Source organism: Pseudomonas parafulva NBRC 16636 = DSM 17004, from assembly GCF_000730645.1.
GTDB lineage: Bacteria > Pseudomonadota > Gammaproteobacteria > Pseudomonadales > Pseudomonadaceae > Aquipseudomonas > Aquipseudomonas parafulva.
This window is the reverse complement of record NZ_BBIU01000037.1, coordinates 15,025-39,502: the sequence shown is the minus strand read 5'-3', so window position 1 is coordinate 39,502 and position 24,478 is coordinate 15,025. Positions and strand designations below refer to the sequence as shown.

General features: G+C 61.1%; 15 protein-coding genes and 1 tRNA gene. 6 read left to right on the top strand and 10 right to left on the bottom strand.

Annotated features, from left to right (window positions below; translation table 11 throughout):
* Nucleotides 1-147 precede the first annotated feature (147 nt).
* The 3 genes from queE (at nucleotide 148) to PPA02S_RS19660 (ending at nucleotide 1,623) form a co-directional block, all read left to right on the top strand.
* Complete coding sequence (gene queE / locus PPA02S_RS19670; RefSeq protein ID WP_028634607.1) at nucleotides 148-795, top strand: 7-carboxy-7-deazaguanine synthase QueE; 648 nt, start codon at nucleotides 148-150, stop codon at nucleotides 793-795.
* Nucleotides 796-812: 17 nt separating this feature from the next.
* Entirely contained in the window at nucleotides 813-1,487 is a 675-nt protein-coding gene (gene queC / locus PPA02S_RS19665; RefSeq protein WP_028634608.1) for a 7-cyano-7-deazaguanine synthase QueC, read from the top strand.
* A 60-nt stretch (nucleotides 1,488-1,547) separates the two neighbouring features.
* Nucleotides 1,548-1,623, top strand: a tRNA-Lys gene (locus PPA02S_RS19660).
* Nucleotides 1,624-1,853: 230 nt separating this feature from the next.
* On the opposite strand, the gene PPA02S_RS19655 is transcribed toward PPA02S_RS19660, so the two are convergent.
* The 9 genes from PPA02S_RS19655 to PPA02S_RS19615 all read right to left on the bottom strand — a co-directional run bounded on the left by PPA02S_RS19655 (nucleotide 1,854) and on the right by PPA02S_RS19615 (nucleotide 19,270).
* Complete coding sequence (locus tag PPA02S_RS19655) at nucleotides 1,854-2,447, bottom strand: TetR/AcrR family transcriptional regulator (RefSeq protein ID WP_028634609.1); 594 nt, start codon at nucleotides 2,445-2,447, stop codon at nucleotides 1,854-1,856.
* A gap of 114 nt (nucleotides 2,448-2,561) precedes the next feature.
* On the bottom strand, nucleotides 2,562-3,572 hold the full coding sequence (locus tag PPA02S_RS19650) for an alpha/beta fold hydrolase (protein ID WP_028634610.1): 1,011 nt from the start codon (nucleotides 3,570-3,572) through the stop codon (nucleotides 2,562-2,564).
* A gap of 69 nt (nucleotides 3,573-3,641) precedes the next feature.
* The gene (locus PPA02S_RS19645) at nucleotides 3,642-5,996 is read right to left on the bottom strand and encodes a membrane-bound PQQ-dependent dehydrogenase, glucose/quinate/shikimate family (RefSeq protein ID WP_033728143.1); all 2,355 of its coding nucleotides are present in this window, start codon (nucleotides 5,994-5,996) and stop codon (nucleotides 3,642-3,644) included.
* Nucleotides 5,997-6,191: 195 nt separating this feature from the next.
* Nucleotides 6,192-7,412 carry an MFS transporter gene (locus PPA02S_RS19640; protein ID WP_028634612.1) on the bottom strand — a complete coding sequence of 407 codons (1,221 nt, stop codon included), beginning with the start codon at nucleotides 7,410-7,412 and terminating at the stop codon, nucleotides 6,192-6,194.
* A 166-nt stretch (nucleotides 7,413-7,578) separates the two neighbouring features.
* Nucleotides 7,579-8,301 carry a 4'-phosphopantetheinyl transferase family protein gene (locus tag PPA02S_RS19635; protein WP_169338821.1) on the bottom strand — a complete coding sequence of 241 codons (723 nt, stop codon included), beginning with the start codon at nucleotides 8,299-8,301 and terminating at the stop codon, nucleotides 7,579-7,581.
* Nucleotides 8,302-8,330: 29 nt separating this feature from the next.
* Nucleotides 8,331-10,025, bottom strand: coding sequence for an aldehyde dehydrogenase family protein (locus PPA02S_RS19630; RefSeq protein WP_028634613.1), 1,695 nt, complete (start codon nucleotides 10,023-10,025; stop codon nucleotides 8,331-8,333).
* Nucleotides 10,022-10,903 (bottom strand): SDR family oxidoreductase, encoded by an 882-nt coding sequence (locus PPA02S_RS19625; RefSeq protein WP_028634614.1) that lies wholly within the window; start codon nucleotides 10,901-10,903, stop codon nucleotides 10,022-10,024. The genes PPA02S_RS19630 and PPA02S_RS19625 overlap by 4 nt, the downstream gene beginning before the upstream one ends.
* A gap of 28 nt (nucleotides 10,904-10,931) precedes the next feature.
* Nucleotides 10,932-12,107: an FAD-dependent monooxygenase gene (locus PPA02S_RS19620; RefSeq protein ID WP_028634615.1), complete on the bottom strand. Its 1,176-nt coding sequence runs from the start codon at nucleotides 12,105-12,107 to the stop codon at nucleotides 10,932-10,934.
* Nucleotides 12,104-19,270, bottom strand: a complete 7,167-nt coding sequence (locus PPA02S_RS19615; protein ID WP_033728127.1) for a non-ribosomal peptide synthetase — start codon at nucleotides 19,268-19,270, stop codon at nucleotides 12,104-12,106. Before PPA02S_RS19615 ends, PPA02S_RS19620 begins: the two co-directional genes overlap by 4 nt.
* A gap of 211 nt (nucleotides 19,271-19,481) precedes the next feature.
* Here PPA02S_RS19615 and PPA02S_RS19610 point away from each other — a divergent pair, with 211 nt between their 5' ends.
* Nucleotides 19,482-20,183, top strand: coding sequence for a TetR family transcriptional regulator (locus tag PPA02S_RS19610; protein ID WP_245614749.1), 702 nt, complete (start codon nucleotides 19,482-19,484; stop codon nucleotides 20,181-20,183).
* Nucleotides 20,184-20,427: 244 nt separating this feature from the next.
* On the opposite strand, the gene PPA02S_RS19605 is transcribed toward PPA02S_RS19610, so the two are convergent.
* Nucleotides 20,428-21,834, bottom strand: a complete 1,407-nt coding sequence (locus tag PPA02S_RS19605; RefSeq protein ID WP_042141848.1) for an aminotransferase-like domain-containing protein — start codon at nucleotides 21,832-21,834, stop codon at nucleotides 20,428-20,430.
* Nucleotides 21,835-21,999: 165 nt separating this feature from the next.
* On the opposite strand from PPA02S_RS19605, the gene PPA02S_RS19600 reads away from it, so the two are divergent.
* Both PPA02S_RS19600 and PPA02S_RS19595 read left to right on the top strand, forming a co-directional pair.
* Nucleotides 22,000-24,012 (top strand): DUF2849 domain-containing protein, encoded by a 2,013-nt coding sequence (locus PPA02S_RS19600; protein WP_028634617.1) that lies wholly within the window; start codon nucleotides 22,000-22,002, stop codon nucleotides 24,010-24,012.
* Nucleotides 24,002-24,478 carry a DUF934 domain-containing protein gene (locus PPA02S_RS19595; protein ID WP_028634618.1) on the top strand — a complete coding sequence of 159 codons (477 nt, stop codon included), beginning with the start codon at nucleotides 24,002-24,004 and terminating at the stop codon, nucleotides 24,476-24,478. Before PPA02S_RS19600 ends, PPA02S_RS19595 begins: the two co-directional genes overlap by 11 nt.

Below are 24,478 nucleotides of genomic sequence, written 5' to 3'. Positions count from 1 at the left end.
AAAGAAACCCGCGCCTGTCGCGGGTTTTTTCGTTAGAATCAGCGCCCTTTTTTCGTAAATACGCTGCTGCGGATAACGCCATGTCGAGTCCGCGACAGTGCCTGACGGAGGCGGGCAGCCTGTTTAGCTGTCACGCCCGTGGCGATCATGCAAGACACATTACGCATCACCGAAGTCTTTTACTCGTTGCAGGGTGAAACGCGAACGGCTGGGCTACCCACGGTATTCGTGCGGCTCACCGGTTGCCCCCTGCGCTGTCAATACTGCGACAGTGCCTATGCCTTCAGTGGCGGCACCGTGCGCAGCCTCGATTCGATCCTTGAGCAGGTAGCGGGCTTCAAACCGCGCTATGTGTGCGTTACCGGCGGCGAGCCGCTGGCTCAGCCCAATGCCTTGCCGTTGTTGCAGCGTTTGTGCGATGCCGGGTACGAGGTATCGCTGGAAACCAGCGGCGCCCTCGATATCGCCGGCACCGACCTGCGCGTCAGCCGCGTGGTCGACCTCAAGACCCCGGGTTCGGAGGAGTCGCACCGCAACCGCTACGAGAACATCGAGCAACTGACCCGAAACGACCAGGTCAAGTTCGTCATCTGTTCCCGTGAGGACTACGACTGGGCGGTGTCCAAACTGATCCAGTACAACCTGGCCGAGCGCGCGGGCGAAGTGCTGTTTTCGCCCAGCCACCACCAGGTCAGTGCCAGCGACCTGGCGGACTGGATCGTCGCCGATAACCTGCCCGTACGCTTCCAGTTGCAGCTGCACAAGCTGCTGTGGAACGACGAGCCCGGACGTTGATTGAAAGAGTGACAGACATGACAGACAAACGCGCAGTAATCCTGTTGTCCGGTGGCCTCGACTCGGCCACGGTCGTAGCCATGGCCAAAGCCGAAGGCTACAGCTGCTACACCATGAGCTTCGATTACGGCCAGCGCCACCGCGCTGAGCTGAATGCTGCAGCCCGTGTGGCACGTGACCTGGGTGTGGTGGAGCACAAGGTGATTGGCCTGAACCTGGACGGCATCGGCGGTTCCGCCTTGACCGACACCAGCATCGATGTGCCAGAAGCCCCGGGTGAAGGCATCCCGGTCACCTACGTGCCGGCGCGCAACACCGTGTTCCTGTCGCTGGCGTTGGGCTGGGCTGAAGTACTGCAGGCCCGCGACATCTTCATTGGCGTCAACGCGGTGGACTACTCCGGCTACCCCGACTGCCGCCCCGAGTTCGTCGAAGCTTTCGAGCGTATGGCCAACCTGGCCACCAAAGCCGGTGTAGAAGGGCAGGGTTTCCGCATTCAGGCGCCGTTGCAGAACATGAGCAAGGCGCAGATCGTGCAGGCGGGTATGGCCCGCGGTGTGGACTACAGCCTGACGGTTTCCTGCTACCAGGCAGACGATGATGGCCGCGCATGCGGCAAGTGCGACAGCTGCCGCCTGCGTGCCGAAGGCTTCAGGGCTGCAGGGCAGGCCGACCCCACCCGGTATTTTTGAAAAAATTGCGCTGAAGTGTTGATTTCCCGTTAGAAATCAGTATTATACGCGCCATCCAACGGGTCGTTAGCTCAGTTGGTAGAGCAGTTGGCTTTTAACCAATTGGTCGTAGGTTCGAATCCTACACGACCCACCATATTCGAACCGGCTGGTGATGAGTAGAAAAGCGTGGCTTTGTTGAGCTATTCTTGTCCTGCCGCCGGATGAAGCGAAGGTTCGCTTCAGTCTGATGTGTTTAATGAATTGCCCGCCTCTTATGGCGGGCTTTTTCGTTTAAATAACTCAATAGTTAGCGCGTACCTTAGCGCTGCCAATCGGCATGGGCAATCACTGCGCTGGTCGGTAACGGGCAGCAGAGGCTGAGGGTCAGTCACCTGGCTTCAACAGCACCCCGGCGAGCAGCAGGTTCAACGCTGCCACGCTTTCCCTGAGCCGCGCCTTACCGTCGTCGGCCTCTGCGATCCAGAAGGCGGCCTCGGCGAGGCTGCCATAGATCAGCGAGGCCAGTGCCTGTGGATTAACGGGCGCGACGATCTTTAGGCGAATCAAGTTGGCGATCAGCAGCTGCATTGAGTCCACGCAATAGCGTTGCGCATCCGGTGACGCTCCTCCAAAGACCGCGCGAGCGTCACGCAGGACAATTCGCTGGATAGGGGCTTCTGTCGCCATCTCGAGGTAGGCGCGGCAGCGCTTGCAGAATCCCTCCCAGGCATCGTCTGCGGTATCGGTGATCGCCCGCAGGCGCGCATCCATTTCAGCATCCAACTGTTCGACCACCGCCGCCAACAGCCCTTGTTTGTTGCCAAAATGGTGGTACAACGCACCCCGCGAGAGTTCCACTTGGGCAGTCAGGTCGTCCATGGATGTCTGTGCGTATCCGCGCTCACTGAATATCTTGCGCGCTACCGCCAGGAGCGTGGCGCGGGTTTCTTCCATTTCGGCGCGGGTACGGCGGGCCATCAGGTATTTCCTTGTTCAGAGGCGATGACGGTGACCAGTTGGCGCCACCGCTGCGATCCGTGCATTTTCAGGTGACTGGCTTGCGCAGACAAGCCCAGGCTGTGAATAGGCGCATCAGCGCCCAAGTAGCTCGCCGATAGCCCATTCGATGGCCTGGGTATCTTTCTCGTTCAAGCCTTCACCGGCCACGTGTCCCCAATCGGACTCAAGCACGTGCATTTCGGCCCCGGGGATGCTGGCGGCTTCCAGTTCGGCGTCTTGCACCGGGAAATACAGGTCGCTGGACGAGGGCATGATGATGGTCTGGGCCTTGATCGATGCTAGCGCTTTGCCCATGTCGCCTTGGTAACGGGCATTGGCGCTGATGTCGGCGTGCTGGCCGGTCCATAGCTGGGCGAGCAGGTTATTGGCATCGCGCTTGAGGAACCAGCCCTCCCAGAAGTCGATCAGGAAGTCTTCGATCGACGCATATCCCAGCACCCGCTGGTCCAGACGTTCGCGGTAAAACGCCTGGGAGAAGCCCCAGCCTGCGTAGATACGTGCTGCCACACGTAGCCCCCGGTGCGGGGGCTGCGCGTAGAACCCTTCTTTGAATTCAGGGTCGAGCTCGATCGCCGCGCGCACGCTGTCGAAAAATACATGGAAATGCCGTGAAGTCCGCGCCGCGCTTTGAAAGGTGAACAACCGTTCGACCTGCTCTGGGTAGGCCGCCGCCCATTCGAACGCCTGAGAGCCACCCAACGACCAGCCGATAGCCAGCCGGACCTGGCTGATGCCGAGCTTCTCGGTCAGCAGGCGATATTGCTGGTTCACGTTGTCATGCACGGTAATGCGCGGGAATCGGTTGCCATTCTGCGGCGCCGGCGTGTTGCTGGGTGAGCTCGACAGCCCATTGCCAAACGCATCGGGCACAATGATGAAGTACTTGGTGGGGTCGAGCGCCCGACCCTCGCCAATCAGCCAGGCGGTATCGTCGTGAGTGGCGGCGAACGAAGTTGGGTAGATGATGACGTTGTCCTTCGCGGCGTTGAGTTTGCCGTAGGTCTGATAAGCTAGCCTGGCCTGACGTAGGCAACGCCCGGACTGCAACTGGATGTCACCAAGTTCGAAGATTTCATGAGGCATGGGAAGTTTTCTCGGTGGGAGCCAATGGCTGTTGGTGAACAGGGGCTGATAACCGGCCCCAGAAGTCGATCAAGGCAGTCGGTAGGCGATTACATAGTCTCCACGGGCTTTTCCAGGCCCTTGCGCGCCGCCTGCGGTGACAACAACGTACTGACGCCCGGTTTTGCTTCCCTGGTAGCTAATGGGGGTAGCCTGGCTCCCCACTGGCAAGCGGCTCTTCCACAGCAATTGGCCGGTGTGGCTGTCCAGCGCCCGCAGGTAGTAGTCCATAGAGCCCGAAAAGAAAACCAGCCCACCTTTGGTCACCAGTGGCCCGCCCATTGTCGGCATGCCAATCGGCATTGGCAGGCCGGGGACGCCGCCGGGTAGCAGGGTATCCTGGGTGCTTCCCATAGGGATTTGCCAGGCTATCTGCCCCGACTCGAGATCAATGGCAGTGAGGGTGCCGTAGGGGGGGGCGATGCACGGGACGCCGAGTGGTGAGGTGAACATGCCGTGGATCACGCCGAACGGCGCGCCACGTTGCTCGGCATAGTTGCCCGAAGCGCCTGTTGGGTTGTAGCCGGCAGCGACTGCTTGTTCGTGCTTGATGAACTGCGCCCAGTGAGCGATGCGGATGTCATTGACCACAAGCAGGCCTGAAGCTCTGTCGATCGCGCCGCCGCCCCAGTTGATTCCGCCGTAGTAGCCGGGGTACATGAGGGTCGGGCGGGTGCTGAGCGGCGTAAAATCGCCGACGTAGTGCATGCGCTTGAACTGGATGCGGCAATACAGCTGGTCGAGAGCCGTCATGCCCCACATGCTTTTTTCGCTCAAAGGCGCATAACCGAGCGACACGCTGGAGTATGGCTGCGCAGGTGCGGGGTGCTGGCCCAGGGGAGCGCCTTCGGTGCTGACACTGCGTGTCTCGATCGGGAAGACGGGACGGCCGTCCCGTCGGTCGAGGACAAACACTTGACCAGTCTTGGTCAGTACGATCACGACGGGTGTCGTGTCGCCATTGCCCGTAGGAAGATCGTGGAGGATGGGCTGCGCGGCGACGTCGTAGTCATGCAGGTCATGATTAACGGTCCTGAAGTGCCAGCGGTCGATACCGGTCCTCACGTCGATGGCCACAACCGAAGCGTTGTACGTTTCAGAAGCCGGCAGGCGATTGGCCCCCCAGAAGTCCGGTGTCTGGTTGCCGGTGGGGACATAGACCAGCCCAAGTTCTGGGTCGTAGGAGGCAGTTCCCCAGAAGTTCGGTGTCTGGTCCGGGTAGATCTCACCTGGCGGCAGTGGCTGCCCACGTTTCGGTGTGGCGGGGTCCCAGGCCCAGACCAGTTCGCCAGTGCGAACGTCCCAGCCACGCACCACGCCCGAGGGTTCGCCACTCGCCGCCCAGTCCTGCATGCGTGCGCCGGTGACGATCACATCCCCGGCCACTAACGGCGCCGAGGTCGGGTAGTAGGAATCCTTGGCCCGATCGCTCAAGCCGTGGAGCAGATTTACTTCACCCTTCTGGCCGAAACCGGGGCACACGGCACCACTGTGCGCATCTAGAGTGATCAGCCGGGCATCAAGGGTGGTGAGTACAATACGTGTGTGGCAAAGCCCGGGGGCCTGCCCCCCCGAGCCATCAGGTTCGCTCCAGGATGCAAGGCCGCGGCACCGTTGCCACTCTTTGGACTTCACCTTCGGGTCAAATGCCCACTTATGGTCGCCCGTTTCGGCATCGATCGCTATCACTTTGCTATACGGGGTGCAGACGTACAGCATGTCCCCCAGCTTGATTGGCGTTCCCTGAAACGCAGCCTCGCCACTAGGGACATCACCCGTGCGGTACTGCCAGGCGACTTCCAGGTCGGCAACATTTGAAGTGTCGATCTCGCTCAAGGCGGAATAGCGGCTGCCACGCACATCCTGGCCATACTGTGGCCAGTCGGGAGTGCCGCGCTCACCGGTATCACTGTGCGCCAGCGCGAATGCGCCCTGCAGGCGGGGAAGCGGCGCGGCGCCAGAGTGAGGATAAAAGCTAGCGAGCGTGCCGCCCACGATTGCAGTCAGCAGTGCCGGCAGCGCCAGCCTGCGTACACCGCGCGAACCGTAGATACCCTTGCCGTTCTTCAGCCCCGGATAAAGGGTGGCAGCTATGCACGTCACGACCAGAAACAGGGATACGCGCGGTACCCATTGCCAATAATCCAGCCCAACTTCACCCCATGCCCACGCCATGCTCAGGACCAGTAGCCCCACGGCAATGCCGAACGCGTAGCTGCGTTGGCGCCAAAGGCCAGTGGCAACTGCCGTAAGCAACAGCCCCGCAACAAGGTAGAAGCCGCTACCATCGAGCAGTACCAGCCAGGTTCCGCCAGCCAGCATCACTAGGCCGATCAAGGCCAAGCAAGCCCCGGCCACGCGCGCCAATATCCGTGTACCACTCATTACGGCCATCTCCCTAGGCTTTCAGAAATCGACAAGGTTGCACTGCGGTCGCCCTACGGCCCGCCATGGCAGCGCGCATGCGTGACGCTCAAACCTCTGTTTACAAGCAGGTGCAACCAGGCCTGCGCCTTAGACACACGGCCTGGAACGTTGGGGGAGCGAGCGCCCGGGTATGAGGCCACCCGGGCCTGGTTTTCATTTCGCGGCGTCGGCCTGCGCGGGCTGGCTATGCTGCTTGTGGCTGGATACACCCATGCTCAACGCCAGCAGCAGCCCTAGCGCGGCAAGGCCGGCGGCCAGCCACAGGGTGGTAGCCAAGCCGAGAACATCCACAGCCTGTCCTCCGGCCCAGGAGCCCAGCGAGATACCGACATTGAACACACCTACATAAAGTGCGGTGGCTACTTCCACCGCAGTGGGAGCCGCTTTCATCATCCAGGTCATCAGCCCAACGGATACACCGCCATAGGCCAGCCCCCAGGCAATCAAAACCACGGCACCGCCAGTTTGGGTATCTCCGATGGTCAGGAACAGTACCGGTGTAAGCAACAGCCCAATGGCGATACTGGTCAAGGTCAGGGTGGTACGGCGCGCGGCAATTATCCCGGCCAGGAAGTTACCAATGATGCCGGCGATCCCGTAGGCGAACAGCAGCGCACCGATCCATTGCGGATCGAAACCTGACACAGACAGCAACAGCGGGCGAACGAAGGTGAATGCCATGAAGTGTCCGGCCACCAGCAACAACGTCAACAGCAACCCGGCTTGTACGCCCCGGTTGGCGAACTGTGTGGTGAACTGGCGAGCAGTAACCGAACTGTGTACGGGCAGGGATGGAATCACTGCCAGATGAATCAGTAGAACCACACCACTGAGTATGGCCATGGCGCCAAACGCCCAGCGCCAGCCGGCAAACTCCCCGATCAGCGCCCCCAGCGGTACCCCGAGCACGGAGGCTGCAGCCACGCCCCCGAAGATAATCGAGGTGGCCAGGCCGATCGAGTTCCCTGGGACAAGTCGCGCAGCCAGTCCACCCGCTATGGCCCAGATCCCACCCATGCAGAAACCAACCAATACCCGTGCGGCCAGCATCCAGGCCATGCTCGTGGCCATCGCACAGGCAAGGTTAGCGAGTACCAGAAGGCCCAATAGCCCACACAGAATCCAACGCCGGTCCAGATTGCCCGCGCCAATCACTACCAGAGGCGCGAAGAAGGCTGCCAGCAGTGCTGGCAAGGTGATCATTAGGCCTGCGTTACCGGTAGAGGTGCTCAGCGCTTCGGCGATAGTCGTGAGCAGGCCTACTGGCAGCATCTCGGTCGTCACCACGGAGAATGTGGCAAGCCCTGCGGCTATCACCGCCAGCCAAGGGTGGCGCACGGTTGTAGCATTGGCAGCGTTTGCAGATGAGCTCATGGTTGCAAATCCCTTGAATGAAAATCAGACGCCCAGTACCGCGAGGTGCACGTGGCGCCATAGATGGTTGAAACTTCCCTGCAGCCCTTCATGGCCGGATATAATTATCATACATTCAGTATGTATGAATAAAGAACCTATCATCTGCCACCTGCACCGACAACCGTTATGTGCCTTCAGCGACTGGCGATAGATTAGTTGAGGAGGTCGAGGTCCTATGTTCGAGCGGGATCAGGGTAAACAAGCTGCCTGCCTGCATTGCCCAAAAACCGTGGAAGTGGTGGCCATTGCTAAAGTAGCCGGCCAACCGCTCTGAGCGCAGGGCCAATACGAAACGGCCATTGGCGTCGTAGCTCACCACCTCAGCCTCACTCATTTCCAGCTCTACATGGCACAGTGGAAACAACGCCTTGTACAGAGACTCCTTGGCACTGAAACAGAGGTAGAAAAACTGCAGCGCTTCGAAGCCTTTCATGTTTTTGAAACGTTGATGTTCGTCGGGACGCATCACGTGCGCGGCCATTGCCAGTAATTCGAGGTGCCAGACGGCCTCCTCAATGTCGACGCCCACGCCCATGAAACAGCCTGCATCGGCCGCGCACGCCAGCGCCAGGCGCCGATTATGCGCGATGGACCCCACTGCACCCGGTGGAAACAGGGCATAACGGTACGGCCGCGCGATCGGCAGCCAGTCATCGAGGAGGCCAAGCGCTGTGAGTGCGGCCGCAGCGCACACCCGGCCGCCGGCAAATTCGCGGCGTCGGAGCGGCAGTGCCCGGCCCAGCCAGCGAGTGCCCATCAGCTCCTCGTCACACGGCGGCTCATAGCCGTCGAGTGGCAAGGCGAACATCGTCAGGCCTTGGGGCGCTTCCTGCTGGAATGGCCACATGGGTCTCGGTTTGGGCACAGCTCCGCCGCTCAAAGTAGCTTCCTCTGCTCGGTGACACGCAAGCGGGCATGGTAGAACGCAGGCGAACCATAGGTGATGTTCGCTGCCGCTCCTGTACTGCCTCCGTGGATGTCGGAAAACACTGCGCATTGGCTGATGTAGAAGTTCTTGCTGAAGTTGATCGACAGGAGTGCGCCCATCTCCTGCGATATATTGCGCAGTGCATGTTCTACTCGAGAGTCGAGGGTATAGAGGCCCAGGCCGAGCGTGCCGTGGTGTTGGCCAACTTCGCGCAATTCGGCGAGCAAGCAGCGCAGGTCGGGCTTCTGGATTACGAACGACACTGGCCCGCGTATTTCCTGAGCGTAGTGCTTGACGCTACTGGCAAATCCCTGCCGAACAGCGATCAACGAGGGGGTGACGATGCGGGCCTGGGGATAGTCCGGGTCGCGCACCTCCTCGGCATGCCGCAAAACCCTGGCGAAGCGCGCCGCTTCACAGGCTCGGATTTCGCTTAGGCTTGTTGGTACCAGCATGGCCCCCAACAGGTCGCGAAGGCTGGAGTAGCGCCCGAGCACCTGCTCGATCCGTGCGACCAGATCACGCTCGAACTGTTCGACCGTTACCACACCGTCTTCCAGGAGGATGCCCTCGGGCAGCACATATAAGGTCTGCGGTGACGTGCACAACTGTGCTGAATAAGAGCACAGGCCAAAGGCCAGGTTTTCGAGCATACCGTCGTAGTCGCCCGTCGAGTGGAGGAACACAGCCGTTTGTGCGCTCTGTTGTGTCATGACCCTCGCCTGCCACGCATGCTGTCGTAACCAACAGCCGAACTCAGTGCCGCCCATATAGTCGATCAGGCGCACGTCGGGGTGCAGCGCTGCCTGGCGATAGGCGCTTAGCTCATCGCTGTAGAACAGGTTGACGATATCCTGTGGAACGCCCACCTGCGCGCAGACGGCCTTGATCGTTTTGATGGTCAGGGCGATTGGCAGGACGGCATTGCCATGGGGCACGACAATTGCCGCGCAGCCTGCCGCGAGGGACGCGAACAACCCGGGATAGGCGCCCCACGTAGGTACCACCTGACCCGCAAAGATCAGCGACAGACCTGTAGGCATCGTCGCGAATTCGCGTGATAGCGCTTGTTGCTGCCCTTGCCCCACCGCCATTGGCGCCTCGAACTGACAGGTCAGCTCGCGAGACACTGCCAGCACACCGGCAACTGACTCCAGTGCCCGAGCCTGGGCATGTACGGCATTGGCGTGGAAACCCATGAACAGGCCATGCCCACTGGTATGCATGCCGACATGAGCGAACAGAAAAGTGTCGGCATGCAGCCTGTTCACCACCTCGCAAAGCAGGGCGCTGCGCTGTTCGACCTCCAGCTGACGCCACTTGCGTATAGCCTTGTCCGCCTTGCACGCGAGCACCTGAAAGTCTTCAACCCGGTAGCTAATGCCCAGGTCGAAGCCATAGGGCGAGCGCTCGCTGCCAGCCCAGTGCTCCTGGCTCCGGCACTGAGGCTGGGGTTCGATGTGCAATGGTGCGCCCAGCAGACGCTTGAAACGATAGGCACCTTGTTCAACCTGTGCATTGTCGTAATCGACCATCTCATCGGAATAGGGCTGATAAGGCTTGCGTGTGCGCGTTGCTTCCAAGGCCTGATGTAGCATCGCAGCATGCTGCGCCTGCCATGCCTTGAGCTTGCGCGAATTCATGACGCGTCACTCGTTTGTGCGACCTCAGCGAAGGCTTGCGCTGTCGGCATCTGGGCCATAAACAGCGCGTCCAGGTCGTCAGTGCCCAAGGTTCGCGCCATCTTGACGAACTCGGCGGCATCAGCGCCGACACAGTAGTGTGATTGTGGGCTGGGGCTGTCGAGCACGCCGAGAATGGTACGGGCGAAGTCCGTTTCGCTGGTACCGGCCTGGCTCGCCAACGCTTCGCTTTGCTTGAGGAAAGCGCTGAACGAGGGTTCATAGATCTGCCGAGGCTCACCGTTGGCTTGGGCCAGCACCTGCTGCCCCGTACTGCTGAACTTACCCCAGATCGGCGTATTGATAGCACCCGGCTGGACGACGCTGACACTGACCCCGGAGTGTGCCAGCTCACGACGCAGAGCATCGCTGAAGGCCATCTTGGCGAACTGGGCAATGGAGTAGGCGCCCAGATAAGGCACCGCGATACTGCCCAGGCCGGAAGTTACATTGACGATTCGGCCGCCACTTCGGCGCAAGTACGGCAAGGCTGCCTGGGTGACCAGCAACTGGCCTATCACGTTGGTGTCCAGCTGACGGCGCAGTTCATCGGCGCTCAGTAATTCCAGGGGACTAGGCACGCAGATGCCGGCGTTGTTCACCAAACCCCACAATGGCTGTTCGGCGCAGGCCTGGCGGATACGCTCGAACGCAGCAGCGACCGAAGCACTGCAGCTGACATCTAGGCTGATTGGCTCGATACCCTCGACGTTGACGAATACGCCCGCTATGTTGCGTGCTGCTGCGAATACATGAAAGCCGTTGTCCGCCAACATCACGGCTGCGGCACGACCCAGGCCGCTGGAGGCGCCTGTAACGAGTACGGTTTTCTTGCTCATGACAGTTCCTTGTCTGGTGATGGCAGGATTAGTGGCCCATTACGGCGCGGTCGTCGAATAGCAGCGAGGTTTGTAGGCGTTCGCGCATGCTCTTGGCCGGTGCCAGCAGCATCCCTATGTCGCGTTTCAGGCGTGGGACGAAGCGGTCGTATTGCTCCACTTCGCTCAACGCACGCGAGGCTTCAACAATGGCCCGAGCCCGGGGCTGGCGGAGTTCCTGGTAGCGCGCAAGGGCGGACACGGGGTCGGCCCCCCCGCTCAGCACATGCCCCAGCACCGCAGCATCCTCGATCGACAGACCGGCGCCCTGGCCCAGGCTGGTCAGCATGGGATGGGCGGCGTCGCCAATCAGCGTTGCGCGCCCTTGCGACCAAGTGTTCGGAAACGAGCGGTCTTTAGCATCGACGGTGATGATTGATTCACTCGGTGTGCTGTGCATGATGTCTGCAACGATCGGCGGCCAGCCCCGGTAGACCTTGGCAACATCCGCACTCGATCCCTGCCAGCACTGCGCCTGATGGTTGGGCATATTGGCCGTCCCCCACCAGTAGACCCAACCGCCCCCGATGTCGATGATGCCTACTCGCTTGCCCTTGCCCCAGTAATGCACGACATAGCCGGGAGTAATCTGTGGATGGCTGTACTTCACCAGCGCCAGCCAGCAGATATATCCAGCCTCTTGAACCACGCTATGCACCCCCATTGCCTGGCGCACAGGGGAGTGGTAACCATCGGCGCCCACCAGGATATCGCCGCGCTCGATACTGCCGTCTTCGAAGCGCACCTGTACCTCATCATGTTGCTGAGTGAAGTCTACGAAACGCTTGCCCAGATGGATCGGCGTTTCGCCCAGCTTGTCCAGCAATGCCTGTTGTAATCGCTGGCGTGAGATACATACGCTCGGCGCACCCTGCGCTTCGGCAATCTCCTGGAATGGCAGGCGCTTGAGCAGCAGTCCGGAGCTGTGTCGAATCTCGAAGTCCAGGATCGGTGCGCCGTAACACTCCAGGCGCAGGTCGATATCCAGCAACTTCTTCATGGCCGCGCTGGCGTTTGACATCACCGACAGGCCCGACCCCGCTGCACGCAGCGTTTGCGATTTTTCGAACAGCCTGACTGCCCAGCCCGCCTTCTTCAGGGCGATACCGGCAGACAGCCCGCCGATACCTGTGCCGATGATCAGTGCGACAGGTTTACCGCTCATTGCTCGTTCCCTCGTTGAATTTCATCCATGATTGCCCCGACCAGAGGTCCGACATAGGGCTCCTCCATAATGGTCAGGTGGTCCCCCTCAACCTCGATCAGGCGCACCTTGCCCGAGGTTTTGCCGGGCCAGCCGTTGAGCGGGTCGTTGTACTCGCTGCGAATGGTGTCGTGCATCTCCCTCAAAATTCTTGGCAGTGGCTCACGTGCACGCACGAGGGTAATGTCCAGAGCCGGGCGCTTGGACTGGTAGTTGTACTCTGTCGCCGCATCCCAGTTAGTGCGATAGACCTCGAACAAGCGCTGCATCACCGCCTTGGTGCTGCCCTCGGGAATTGCGCCGATCGAGATCGCGTGGTCAGTGATGAACTCGAAGCGCTCCTGCAGGCTTTCGATATGAGCTGGCACCAGTTGCACGGGCAGATCCGAGCCGCGCGAGGTCCACAGCAGCTCCCAGAAGAACCAACTGAGCAGGCCGTCGTCACTGGCTTTGCCTTTGGCTTGGTCGCTCAGTGCCATGGTGTCGAGCACCAGCACTTTATCTACCTGCTCACCAGCAGCGATCAGTTGCCTGGCAATCTCGAACGCGACGAACCCGCCATATGACCAGCCCCCTATCAGGTATGGCCCCTGTGGCTGGACGCTGCGCATTGATGCGATGTAGAAGGCTGCCTGCGCCTCGACGCTGGCGATCGGCTGCGACCCCAGGTCCACTCCGGATGCCTGCAGGGCGTACAGCGGTTGGTCCTCTGGCAAGTGAGGCAGCATCCGCAAATAGGACAGAATATTGCCCCCCATGGGGTGCACCAGGAACAATGGTCTGCGATTGCCGGTGCGGCGCAGGGGCACAAGAGGGTCAAACTTGAATTCGCCGCCCTGTCGCTGGATCAGCAGTGCCAGTTTCTCCAGGGTCGGGGCGCTGACGAATGCTGACAGCGGCACGTTTATGCCGTACAGCTTCTCCACCAGCACCACTAGGCGCATGGCCGTCAGTGAGGTGGCTCCGCAGTCGAATATGCTCTGCTCTGGTGCGATGCGCGGGATCTTTAGCAGCTCGGCCGCCAGCTGACACAGCCGGGTTTCGTACTCCCCCTGCGCGTCACGGTAGTGCTGGCCAGTGCCCACCTGCAATTGCAGAGCGCGAAGGGCGGCGTCGTCTCGTTTGCCGCTAGGGGTGGTAGGCATGCGCTCGATCGCCACGATATGGGTCGGCACCATATACGCGGGCAATTGTTCGGCGAGTTCGCCGCGCAGTGCGTCCAGGTGATCGGGGCATTGCGCCGCCTGGCCCACCAGGTAGGCGACCAGGTAGGCGTCGAGTTGGTCGCGTGGACGGGCAATCACCGCCACCTCAACGGGCTCTCCGAGGGCTTGGAAGAACCCCAGAATCTTCAGCTCGATCTCCGAGGGCTCCACCCGATAGCCACGCACTTTCACCTGGCTGTCAGTGCGGCCCAGGCTTATGACATCACCCCTCAACGAGCGGATACCTATGTCGCCGGTACGGTAATAAATACGGCCCGGGACGTGGGGGTGCGCGACAAACTTCTCGGCGCTCATTTCCGGCGCGCGATAGTAGCCTGCAGCCAGTGCCTGGCCGTAAACGCAGATTTCCCCTGGTACGCCATCGGGCTGCACATCACCCGCGGCATCTAGGATCAGCAGGCCAGCACCGTCGATCGGCCGCCCGATCGGTGGCAGCGCAGGGAAGTGCTCAGGGTCGCCGCTCATGGGGTAGTGAGTGACCACGTGGGTTTCGGTCGGGCCGTACTGGTTCTCCAGCACGCCAGCAGGCAGCTGCTTCATCAGCGCGCGAATCTCCGGGGTGACGCGCAGCTGCTCACCGGATGACCCGACCACCCTCAAGTGACTCGGGTACAGGTCGAGGGCGGCCGCAGTCTCGGCCAGTTGTTGTAGCGCCACGTAGGGCAGGAAGACCCGCTCCACGGCCTGTTCGTCAAGGTAGCGCAGCAGGGCCGTCGGGTCCCGGCGCTCGGCCTCGCCGATCACGTGCAACGTGGCGCCAGCGCTGAGCGTCGCGAAGATCTCCTGAAACGACACATCGAAGCTAAGCGGCGCATACTGCAGCGTCGAGGCCACAGCGCCGCTACCTGCCCGGTTCTGCCAGTCCACCAGATTACCCAGCCCGCGATGGAGCATGGTTACCCCCTTGGGGTTGCCCGTGGAGCCGGAGGTGAACAGGATGTAGGCCGGATCCAGGGCCTCTATCGATGAGGCCTGAGTCCAGGGCGCCGGCTCAGTAGTAACGGCTGCTTCAAGCTCCAGGCGGGGCACCAAGTCGGGCAGCCCGGTGATGTCGACCAGGCTCACCAGCAGTTTGGGGGCGGCCGTGCGCAGGATCAGCTCGATACGGTGAGCGGGATAAGCCAGGTCGATAGGCAGGCACACCGCACCCACGGCGCTGATCGCGACGACTGTGGCGATCTGCTCAAACGATCGGGGCAAGGCAACGCCGATCACATCCCGCTGGGCCACGCCTTGATGAATCAGCCGTGCGGCAAGCTTCTCCACCGAGCGCCATAGCGTGGCGTAGTCCCACTGTTCCCCGGCGCTCGCCAATGCAATGGCTTGCGGTGTCTGCAGTGCCGCCACCGCGATGCGTTGCGGCACTGCCACGAATGGCTCTTCGTGGCTTGCGGCGAGGCAGTGGCCGGCCTGGGAAATCGTTCGCCCCACACCCACGGGGGCCTGCGGAGTATAGGCCAGGCCCATCAGCGCCTGGTTGAACAAAGCCCCATACACTTGCGCTTGTTCGCGGGCATAGCGGGAGGCGTCCATGTCGATGCGTACGCTTACCTCCTCGCCGGAATAGTCCCGCATTACGTTGACCAGGATGGCGAAGCTGGTTTCTTCCAGCGGGTCGAACTCGCTGATACGGATACCCGCCTTGTCCAGTACGTCGTGCAGGACATGGAAGTGGATATAGTTGAAGGCGGTCCCAAGCGCCACCGAAGGGTTGTCGTCCTGAATGACGCTTAGGGGCAGGCGACGATGTTTATGGCTGCGCTTTTCGAGCAGGTGCACGTGCTCCACAAACGTCTGCCAGCTCCCTTTGAGTTCGGCACGCAGGGGCAGGGTGTTGAGGAACAGGCCCAGCATGTGTTCCGAATGCTCGATTTCCGGCCGGGCATGTGTCACCACGCCGGTGGTCACCTCACGCTGGCCGCTCATGGCGCCGATCGCAACACAGTGGGCGGCCAGGTAGTACAGCTTGATCGGCAAATGCGCCGTGCGTGCCGCCCGTGTCAGGGCGGCATCCAGCTGCCCGTCGATCTCGAAACGATAGGAGAACACACCAGGTGCCGGGGCTTCGAGGTGGCCGGCGAGGCCAACCGGCAAGGTATTGTTGGCGCCGTCGAGGTAATCGCGCCAGTACCGTCGGTGCTCATCGTCGCTCATGGCAGTGCGCTCGTCCTCGACGAACAGCGACGGGTTGGGTAACGCTTGCGGCGGGTATTGCAAGTCAGGTTGCCCCCCCTTGCCATAGCCCAGCAGCAGCTCGCGCATCAGGTTGGCCACGCTGCCACCATCAAGGATAGCGTGGTGAAAGCTCAACACCAGGTCGATACCGCCTGCCGGCGCATCCGTGAATACCGTGATGTTGAACAGTGGCCCTTCAGCAAATCGATAATCGTGACAGGCCCATGCCTGCATGTGCCGTGCCACTTCGAGTTCATGCCGGCCTGGCCCACAGCGGGTCACTGCCATCACCTCATCCACGGGAAGCGACTTGCTGATCAGTTGCAACGGGCGGCCAAGATCGTTGAGGTTGAAGCGCGTGCGTAATGCAGGGTGACGTTCAATCACACCCGCCAAAGACAGACGCATGGCGGCTTCATCCCAAACACAGTCGAGACTGTAGCGGAACACGTCCTTGTAGGTCCTGGCCTTATGCGTCTCGCGGCTGTGGAACAACAGCCCCAGTTGCAATTGTGAAATCGGGTAGGCATCAACGCAGCTTTCGCCCAAGCGCTTGCGTTCCACCTCGTTTACCAAGGCGAACGGCGCCAGCGCCTGGCGCGCATGCAAGGCATCATGGCCATGCTCCTCCAGCAACCGTGCAAGGGCCTCGAGCATGGTGTGTTCAGCCAGCGTGGATAGGTCGATCTCGTAGCCACGGCGTTCTAATTCAGAACGCACCTTGAGCATGAGGATTGAGTCACCGCCAAGTGAGTAGAAATCGTCATCGCACGCGATGTCCTGCTGGCCGAGAATCCTGCGCCAGATATCGGCAACCAGTGCCTGGTGCTCACCGTGCAATGGTGTCGGCACGGTATCTTTCTCGCCAACGGCTACCTGTAGGGCCCGAGCACGGTCGAATTTGCCGTTAGGCGTAAGTGGCATCTGTTCCAAGGCAACGAAGCGTGCCGGGACCATGAAGGCGGGGAGCGTGGCGGCCAATTGCCTGCGTAGGGTGCGTTCGGCCAGGGGCTGACGGCTCACGTAGACGGCGACGAGGTGCTTGCCACGCACCGCATCGTCCTCCACCAGCACTTCGGCATTGAGCATCTGCGGCTGGGCCAGCATTGCGTTCTTGATTTCGCCCAGTTCGATTCGGTTGCCACGAATCTTCACCTGCCCGTCCATGCGTCCCAGATACAGTATCGAGCCGTCCTCGGCCCAGCAGGCCAGGTCTCCGGAACGGTACCAGCGGCGGTTGTCATGCGTATCGGTGATGAAGCGGTCGGCAGTCAGCTCCGCGCGGTTGAGATAGCCGCGCGCCAGTTGCACGCCGCCGATCTGCAACTCGCCTGGAATACCGATTGGCTGGCGCACGCCGTGCTGCGAGACGATACGGATCGAGGTGTTGTTGATGGGGTAGCCGATGGGCACCGTGTCGATATCATTCGCGGCACGCAGGTCGAGCTCGTAATAGGTAACATCGACCGTAGCTTCTGTGGGCCCGTACAGGTTGATCAGCCGCGGCGCCGGGGTGTCCTTGCTCAACAGCGAGCGGAAGCGATTGACCACTGCGGGGCTGAGCGACTCGCCGCTGGTGAAAAGGCAGCGCAGGCTGCCAACCGAATCCGCGAGGCGGCGGTCGTCCAGCAATACCTGAATATACGGTTCGAGCATCGATGGGACGAAGTGGGCTATGGTCACGTCCTGCTTGCGAATGGCCTGGATCAGAGCCCTGGGGTCCCGCTGTGCGCCGGGCGCCAGCAGTGCCACGCTGGCGCCAATCATGCTCCACCAAAACAGTTCCCAGACCGAAACATCGAACGAAACCGGCGTCTTCTGCAGGATCACGTCGCTGCTGTCCAAAGGGTGGACTTGCTGCATCCATTCGAGGCGATTGACCACGCTGTGATGCTCGATCACTACGCCTTTGGGGCGGCCCGTTGAGCCCGACGTATAGATGACGTAAGCCGGATCACGAGGCCGTGCCTTGCTGGCGCCGGAACCGGAGCATGGGCGCTCAGCAGGCACCGAATCGATGTCGAACCATCGCGGGTCTTCATGGCTGATCACTTGCGGCAGATCGGCAATAACCCGCTTCGCCTGGCTGTCATCAAGCATGTATTGAATACGATCCAACGGGTATTCGCTGTCGATGGGCAGGTAGGCAGCGCCGGTTTTGAGTACGCCGAAGATTGCCGCGAGCATGCGCGGCGAGCGCGTCAGCGACACTGCAACGATGTCTCCACGGCCCACACCGCTGTTTTCCAGTGCTACGGCCACCGCCGAGGCCCAGGTATCCAGCTGGCCATAGGTAAGTATCTGGCCATCATGCGAAACCACGGCCTTCTGCTCGGGAACACGAGCAGCGGTGGCCTCGAACAATGACATCAAGGTCGCATGCTCCTGGTACGCAACGCGTGGCCCCTCCTCGAAGCGCGCCAGGGTCTCGGCCTGATCGTGCGTCAACAAGTTCATGGCCGACACAGGCTGGTCGAGATGGTCCTGGAAGCATTCGACCAGTTGCATGAACGTATCGAGAAATTCGGTGGCACAACGTTCATTGGCGAATGCACTGCTGTTCAGGCATATCTCGCCGCGAACCTCGGCGTAATCGCCATAGGTGTGGAGGTGGATTGCCACGGCATCCTGCTCGTGCACATGGGCGACACCGCGCAGGTCATCCGCCTCCAGTCCGTCGATGCTGTAACCTGGGTAGCGCAGGTAAGAAATCGTGGCGTCAAACAATTGCCGTGGCTGGCCCACGCGAGCCATCGCCGACACCAGCCGGCCATAGGGCAGCGACTGGCGGCTTTGCAAGCAAGCCGCCTCGTGCTTGATCGCGTTGGCGATTTCGCGGAAGGTTTTCTGTTCGGTGACTTCTACCGCGAGCGCCAGGGTGTTGGCACGCTGGTCGATGTCAGTGATGCTGTCGCTGTCGCGGTTGAGAAACGGCACGCCAATGAAGAAGCGCTCGCTGCCGTACTGGCACGACAGAAGCACGGCCAGTGCCGCCGACACGCTCATGAAGGGTGTAATGCCGCCTTCCAGCGCCTGTTGAACATCAGCTGCGGCCAGGCGGAATGCACGGCGATAGGCTGGTGCAATGGAGCATTTGGGGCCGGTCTTGGCGAACAGCATCGGCGCCGTATTCTCGTGGCGGCCAGCCAGATGTTCGATGGCCCGGTCATACTCGGCGGGCGCGAGCGATGAGGTGCTACTGGCATGCTTTGCGGCCTGATGCTGCCGCTGATGACCGCCATCGCACGCATCCAGAATCTTGCGGGCCAGTACGTCCAGCGCCCAGCTGTCAGCCACCATGTGGTGGGCACGCAGCATGAGCCAGGTGTGATCCGCCGACTGGCCTACAGCAACGTTTACCAGCGGTTCGCCGAACAGGTCCCAGGTCTTGCGCGCCCACTCGTCGAAGAAAGCGTGCGCACCGGCTTGGTCGATAAACTCGAACTGCTCAACCACGCACGGCTCTGCTTCAAGCAACGCCTGAGCGAGCCCGTCGCGCTCAATATGCCGGCGGGTGCATACAGGTGTGTCCCGCACCACAATGCTGGCCGAGTGGCACAGCGTTTCCATGTTCACCGTTCGCGGCAGCCGGAGGCTCAGTGCCACGGTAAATTGATGGTTTGGCAGCCCACGTTGCGCTTCCACCCAGATATCCAAGGCGAAGGGGCTCAATGACACCGATTGCTGGGGGGCCGGCTTGCCGGCATTGATCGCGACGTTCATGACTAAACCTATCTCCCTATAGATGGCCAATTCCTGCACAGGAATGCACCGCGTAGCTCCTCGCTTAGGAAGTCCGCCGGTAAAAAAACGGGGGGCTTCCTGAAAACGCGAAAATAATGGCGTTCACTGACAGTTTGTGTCAAGAGACATATTATTCGTTGTGAAATTTAATAAAATTGCGCAAATTTCATAATGAGGAAATACTATTTGATTGTTCAACGGTCATAGACCGAATGCGGGGGTAGTAGGTGTGCCAGCAAAAGAGGAAGTGGGTCGTCGTGAACGGAAGAAGCTGCAGCTGCGTGAAGCGCTCATAACGGCGGCTTATGAGCTGTTTGCCATCAAAGGTTTCGATGAAACCCGCGTCGAAGACATCACGGAGAAGGTCGATGTATCCACGCGCACCTTCTTCCGTTACTTCGCTTCCAAGGAGGACGTCGTACTCGACTATCAAGAAGCCGAGCATCAGGACTTCATGACCGCCTTGTCGAATAGGCCACCTGACGAGCCTGCGCTCACTGCCCTGCACCGTGCGGCCGTCGAGGTGGTCCGCGGCTGCGAGAATGGCTCATACGGTTTTAACGCCGATCGCTTTATGACGCTGCAGGAACTGCTGCGCAGTCACCCCCTGGTCAGGGCTAAGAATCTCCAGAATTGCGTCAGCAAGCGCGACTCGATTGTTGCGCTGATTGCCGGGCGAATGGGCGTGAATCCGGCTCACGACATGCGCCCGAATGTGCTTGTCTGGGCCTTGGACTATGCACACATCGCGGCTCATGACCTGTGGAAGCGGAACGGTTCGACGCTTTATTCAGATTTGCTCGATGAGATTTTTCGAATCATCGAACAAGGTTTGAATTTTCCGACGTGTGATGAGGGCCTGGATACAGTGCTGCTACAGCAGCCGTCTTAGTGGGGTAGAGGGCTGGTAGAGCTAGCCCGAAAAGACTATCCAGCGGGTGAGCACGTTCGTCGATCCAGCTCTCGCCATCTCGGCGACTGACCCGATCGCAGATGTTTTGCTGCAACGTTGATGAATCTGAATTGATGCGCAATGCAGCTTCTCTTTCCGTGAAGTGGGCGCGCGTGCATCAAACGCTCGAGGAACGGTTTTCTGTACAAGCCCGCCGAGGCGGGTCTTGTGCACTGCAACCCCCCTATACAAACGTGCGCGACTCACGCCGACGATCCTGGTTAAGCAACGCCTCGATCTTCTGCAGCGCACGCCCCAGCTCAGCCTGGTCCTTGGCGCCACCCAGGGATATACGCAAGCAATTGGGCGCAGGTCCAGCCGCTGCAAACGACTGCCCGCCGGCCACGCTGACCCCCTGCTCGCGCAGCGCATGGGTGAACAGCTCCTGGTTCCACTGCGTCGGCAGTTCAAGCCACACGTGCAGCCCGGTCGGGTGCGTCTGGTACGGGTGCGACAGCAGCGTGCGCGCCAGCCGCTGTCGCGCGCGGGTTTCGCGCTGGATTTCCTGCACCAGCTGCGTTGCGCTCCCACTGTTGATCCATTGCTCAACCAGCGCCAACAGCAGGGCGGAGCAGCCCATGCTCGAGGCGCGCAGGCTGAGCTGCAATTGCTGGCCATCGTCCCCGTGCGGGGGTAACACGAACGACGTGCGCAAACTTGGCCACAGGCATTTGGACAAGGAGGCCAGGTAATAGGTGTTGCGCCGTCCAGTGAGCGTGGCGATCGGTGGCGGGGCATCGTCGAGCAGATAGCGGTAAGGGTCGTCCTCGATCAAGGTGATGCCGCGTCGCAGTATCACGTCGGCAATCTCCTGGCGCCTGCCCAATGGCATGGTGTGCGCCGTTGGGTTGTGGAACGTCGGGTTGAGGTACAGCAGCCGTGCGCCGCTTTCCTGGCAGGCTTGTTCCAGGGCGTCGGGTTGCATGCCGTCCGCGCAGCTCGCCACTGGCCAGAGCCGCACGCCAAGCTGCTCGGCTGCCAGCAACAAGCCTGGGTAGGTGACTGCGTCGCACAGCACGGCATCCCCCGGGCATGTCCTTGCGCTGAGTATCGCGAAGATCGCCGCCTGCGAACCCGAACACACCACCAGGCCTTCGCCGCTCAGCTCGCCGATGGCAGGGCGCAGCCAGCTTTGGGCAGCGTGCAGCAGTGAGCGCGGCGGCAACTCATGCTGGTAGATCGAAAGCGCCTCGATGCTATGGCGGGCAAACAGCTCAGCCATTGCACTGCCTGCTTGCTGGGTCATCGAGCCATTGGCCGGTTGTGGCGGGATGTTCATGGCCAGGTCGACGTTCAGGGGCAGGTCAGGGTTACCGCCCCCCATGACGAACGACCCACGCCCGGTATACGACGCGATCAGGCCACGGTTACGCGCTTCGTTGTAGGCGCGGGTAATGGTGGTGAGGTCGACACCCAGGTGCGCCGCAAGCGTGCGTTGCGGGGGCAGGGCATCCCCGTGCTGAAGAAACCCAGATTGTATGGATTTTTCCAGCATATCTATTATCTGTATGTATTTTGCTCCGGATCCTGCGGTGAATGGCCTTGTCCAGGCAATTTCAGTAGTCAAAGGCGATTCATCACGAGGGCTCATAGCACTTCCTACAGTTGTAAATCCATACGCTCAGGAATATCATGGCATACGTTTTCTAAATATTCCATACAATAAAATAGAGTATGGATTTATGCGTAGGCACCGGTAGGGCGCTGCAGGTTGCAACCATAAGCGCTTCCGGGTTGCCAGTCATGGAGATGTTTGATGAGCGACTGCCATCTGATCTGTGCCAACCGTCTGGATGACGGTGCTGTGGTGTGGCTGGATGCACAGTATGAATGGGTCGAAAGCGTGTGCCTGGCTGCTGCTTTCAGCCCTGATGCGCTGCCTGCCGCCAATGATGCTGCACAGGCCTGGGTACGCGACAACCATGTGGTTGGCCCGCTGCCTTGTGCGGCATCGCTGGTAGACGGCGTGCCCGTACCCCATAGCCTGCGCGAGCGGCTGCGGGCACAGGGGCCCTCTATCCGCACCGACCTGGGTAAACAGGCGCAGGCAGCACGCCCAAGCGGGGGCGCCTCGAGTGAACGGCCGCTCGTGCCGATGGCGGCCGGCAAGGCCGGGGTCTACCAGTACGACCCGTTCGAGCGCGACTTCCTCAAGGCGCGCGCGCAGCAGTTTGGTCAGCAGGTGGCCAGGCGCCTCAGTGGCGAGCTGGACGAAGAGGCGTTCAAAGTCTATCGGCTGATGAACGGCCTGTACCTGCAATTGCACGGGTACATGCTGCGGGTAGCGATCCCGTACGGCACCCTGAGCGCGGTGCAACTGCGCCAGCTGGCCTACGTGGCGCGCACCTACGACAAAGGCTACGGTCACCTCACCACGCGCCAGAACATTCAGTTCAACTGGTCGCACCTGGCCGACACACCGGAAATACTGTCGGTGCTGGCCGACGCCGATCTGCACTGTATCCAGACCAGCGGCAACTGCATTCGGAACGTGACCACCGACCACTTTGCCGGCGCTGCCGCCGACGAGGTGGTCGACCCGCGGGTGCACGCCGAGATTCTGCGCCAGTGGTCCACCGACCACCCGGAATTCACCTACCTGCCGCGCAAGTTCAAGATCGCCATGACCGGCAGCCCTAAAGACCGCGCTGCAGTGCGCTTTCATGACATCGGCATCCTTGCGCAGCGCAATGCCGTGGGCGAGGTGGGTTTCGAGGTGTATGCCGGGGGTGGCCTGGGGCGTACGCCAATCGTCGGCACGCGAGTACGCCAATGGTTGCCCGAGCGCGACCTGTTGCGTTACGTAGAAGCGATCCTGCGGGTGTACAACGCCCTGGGGCGGCGCGACAACCTGTACAAAGCCCGTATCAAGATACTGGTACGTGAACTCAAGCCCGGCCGTTTCATCGAGATGATCGAGCATGAGTTCTGCAGCCTGCCGAGTGACCGCCAGTACCTGGAACCCGAGATCGTCCAGGCCATCCATGCGCGTTTCGTGCAACCGGCCTTCGAGTCGCTGCCCGGGCTGTGCGATGAGTATTTGGCTGCACGCGCCGAAGACCCGGCATTCGCTGCCTGGGTGCGCACCAACACCCACCCGCACAAGCAGCCTGGCTATATCAGCGCGGTGGTTTCCCTGAAACCGCCAGGGGGCATTCCGGGCGACGTCAGCGCCGAAGAAATGCTGCAGGTGGCTGACCTCGCCGAAGCTTACTCGCTGAACGAGATTCGCGTGTCCCACGAGCAGAACCTAGTGCTGCCGCACATCCGTCAGCGCGACCTGTACACGGTGTGGCAAGCACTGCGCGCGGCGGGCCTGGCAACGGCCAACGTGGGCTTGTTGTCTGATTCCATCGCCTGCCCGGGCATGGATTACTGCAGCCTTGCCACCGCCCGCTCGGTGCCGGTTGCGCAGCGCATCGCCCAGCGCTTCGATGGCCCACGCCAACGTGAAATCGGTGAGTTGAAGCTCAACGTCTCCGGTTGCATCAACGCCTGCGCTCACCACCATGTAGCGCATATCGGCATCCTCGGCCTGGACAAGGCAGGCCATGAAAATTACCAGATCACCTTGGGCGGCAGCGCTGAGGAAGACGCAGCGGTGGGCACCATCCTCGGGCGCTCCGTGCCTTATGAGCAAGTGCCCGAGGTGATCGAAGCACTCATTGATATCTACCTGGCACTGCGCCAGGCGGATGAGCGCTTCCTCGACACCTATCGGCGGGTGGGTATTGCGCCGTTCAAGGAGGTGCTGCGTGATGCTCATTGATCGACACGGCCTGCCGCAGCACGACCCGTGGCATTACCTGGCCTGCGACGAGACGCCTTCCTTCTCCCCCAGCACCGTGGTGCACCCGCCGCAATGGAACGACTACCACATGCGCTTCGGCCTGCCGGCCCAGGGCCTGTGGCTGGCCGGCGACCAGGCGCTTGAAGAGGTGCAGGCGGTGCTCGGGCAATTGACCCTGATCGTGGTGGAGTTTGCAAAATCCCGTGATGGCCGTGGGTTCACCTTGGCGCGCCTGTTGCGCGAACGCCACGGTTTCACCGGCGACCTGCGAGCGGCCGGGCCGTTGTTGCCCGACCAGTTCGCGATGCTCATGCAGTGCGGTTTCAGCAGTGTGCTGGTGTCGCCTGCCATTCCTCTGGTGCGTTGGCAGGAAGCCGCAGTCGCCATTCAACACGCCCGACCGAGGACCCTGCTCGAGCGCCTTTCCCAACGTAATGAGGTATAA

Bases quoted from the DNA above. Each gene is read 5' to 3' on its own strand.
- queE (WP_028634607.1), top strand. From the start codon at position 148: ATGCAAGACACATTACGCATCACCGAAGTCTTTTACTCGTTGCAGGGT.
- queC (WP_028634608.1), top strand. From the start codon at position 813: ATGACAGACAAACGCGCAGTAATCCTGTTGTCCGGTGGCCTCGACTCG.
- PPA02S_RS19655 (WP_028634609.1), bottom strand. From the start codon at position 2,447: ATGGCCCGCCGTACCCGCGCCGAAATGGAAGAAACCCGCGCCACGCTC.
- PPA02S_RS19650 (WP_028634610.1), bottom strand. From the start codon at position 3,572: ATGCCTCATGAAATCTTCGAACTTGGTGACATCCAGTTGCAGTCCGGG.
- PPA02S_RS19645 (WP_033728143.1), bottom strand. From the start codon at position 5,996: ATGAGTGGTACACGGATATTGGCGCGCGTGGCCGGGGCTTGCTTGGCC.
- PPA02S_RS19640 (WP_028634612.1), bottom strand. From the start codon at position 7,412: ATGAGCTCATCTGCAAACGCTGCCAATGCTACAACCGTGCGCCACCCT.
- PPA02S_RS19635 (WP_169338821.1), bottom strand. From the start codon at position 8,301: ATGTGGCCATTCCAGCAGGAAGCGCCCCAAGGCCTGACGATGTTCGCC.
- PPA02S_RS19630 (WP_028634613.1), bottom strand. From the start codon at position 10,025: ATGAATTCGCGCAAGCTCAAGGCATGGCAGGCGCAGCATGCTGCGATG.
- PPA02S_RS19625 (WP_028634614.1), bottom strand. From the start codon at position 10,903: ATGAGCAAGAAAACCGTACTCGTTACAGGCGCCTCCAGCGGCCTGGGT.
- PPA02S_RS19620 (WP_028634615.1), bottom strand. From the start codon at position 12,107: ATGAGCGGTAAACCTGTCGCACTGATCATCGGCACAGGTATCGGCGGG.
- PPA02S_RS19615 (WP_033728127.1), bottom strand. From the start codon at position 19,270: ATGAACGTCGCGATCAATGCCGGCAAGCCGGCCCCCCAGCAATCGGTG.
- PPA02S_RS19605 (WP_042141848.1), bottom strand. From the start codon at position 21,834: ATGAGCCCTCGTGATGAATCGCCTTTGACTACTGAAATTGCCTGGACA.
- PPA02S_RS19600 (WP_028634617.1), top strand. From the start codon at position 22,000: ATGAGCGACTGCCATCTGATCTGTGCCAACCGTCTGGATGACGGTGCT.
- PPA02S_RS19595 (WP_028634618.1), top strand. From the start codon at position 24,002: ATGCTCATTGATCGACACGGCCTGCCGCAGCACGACCCGTGGCATTAC.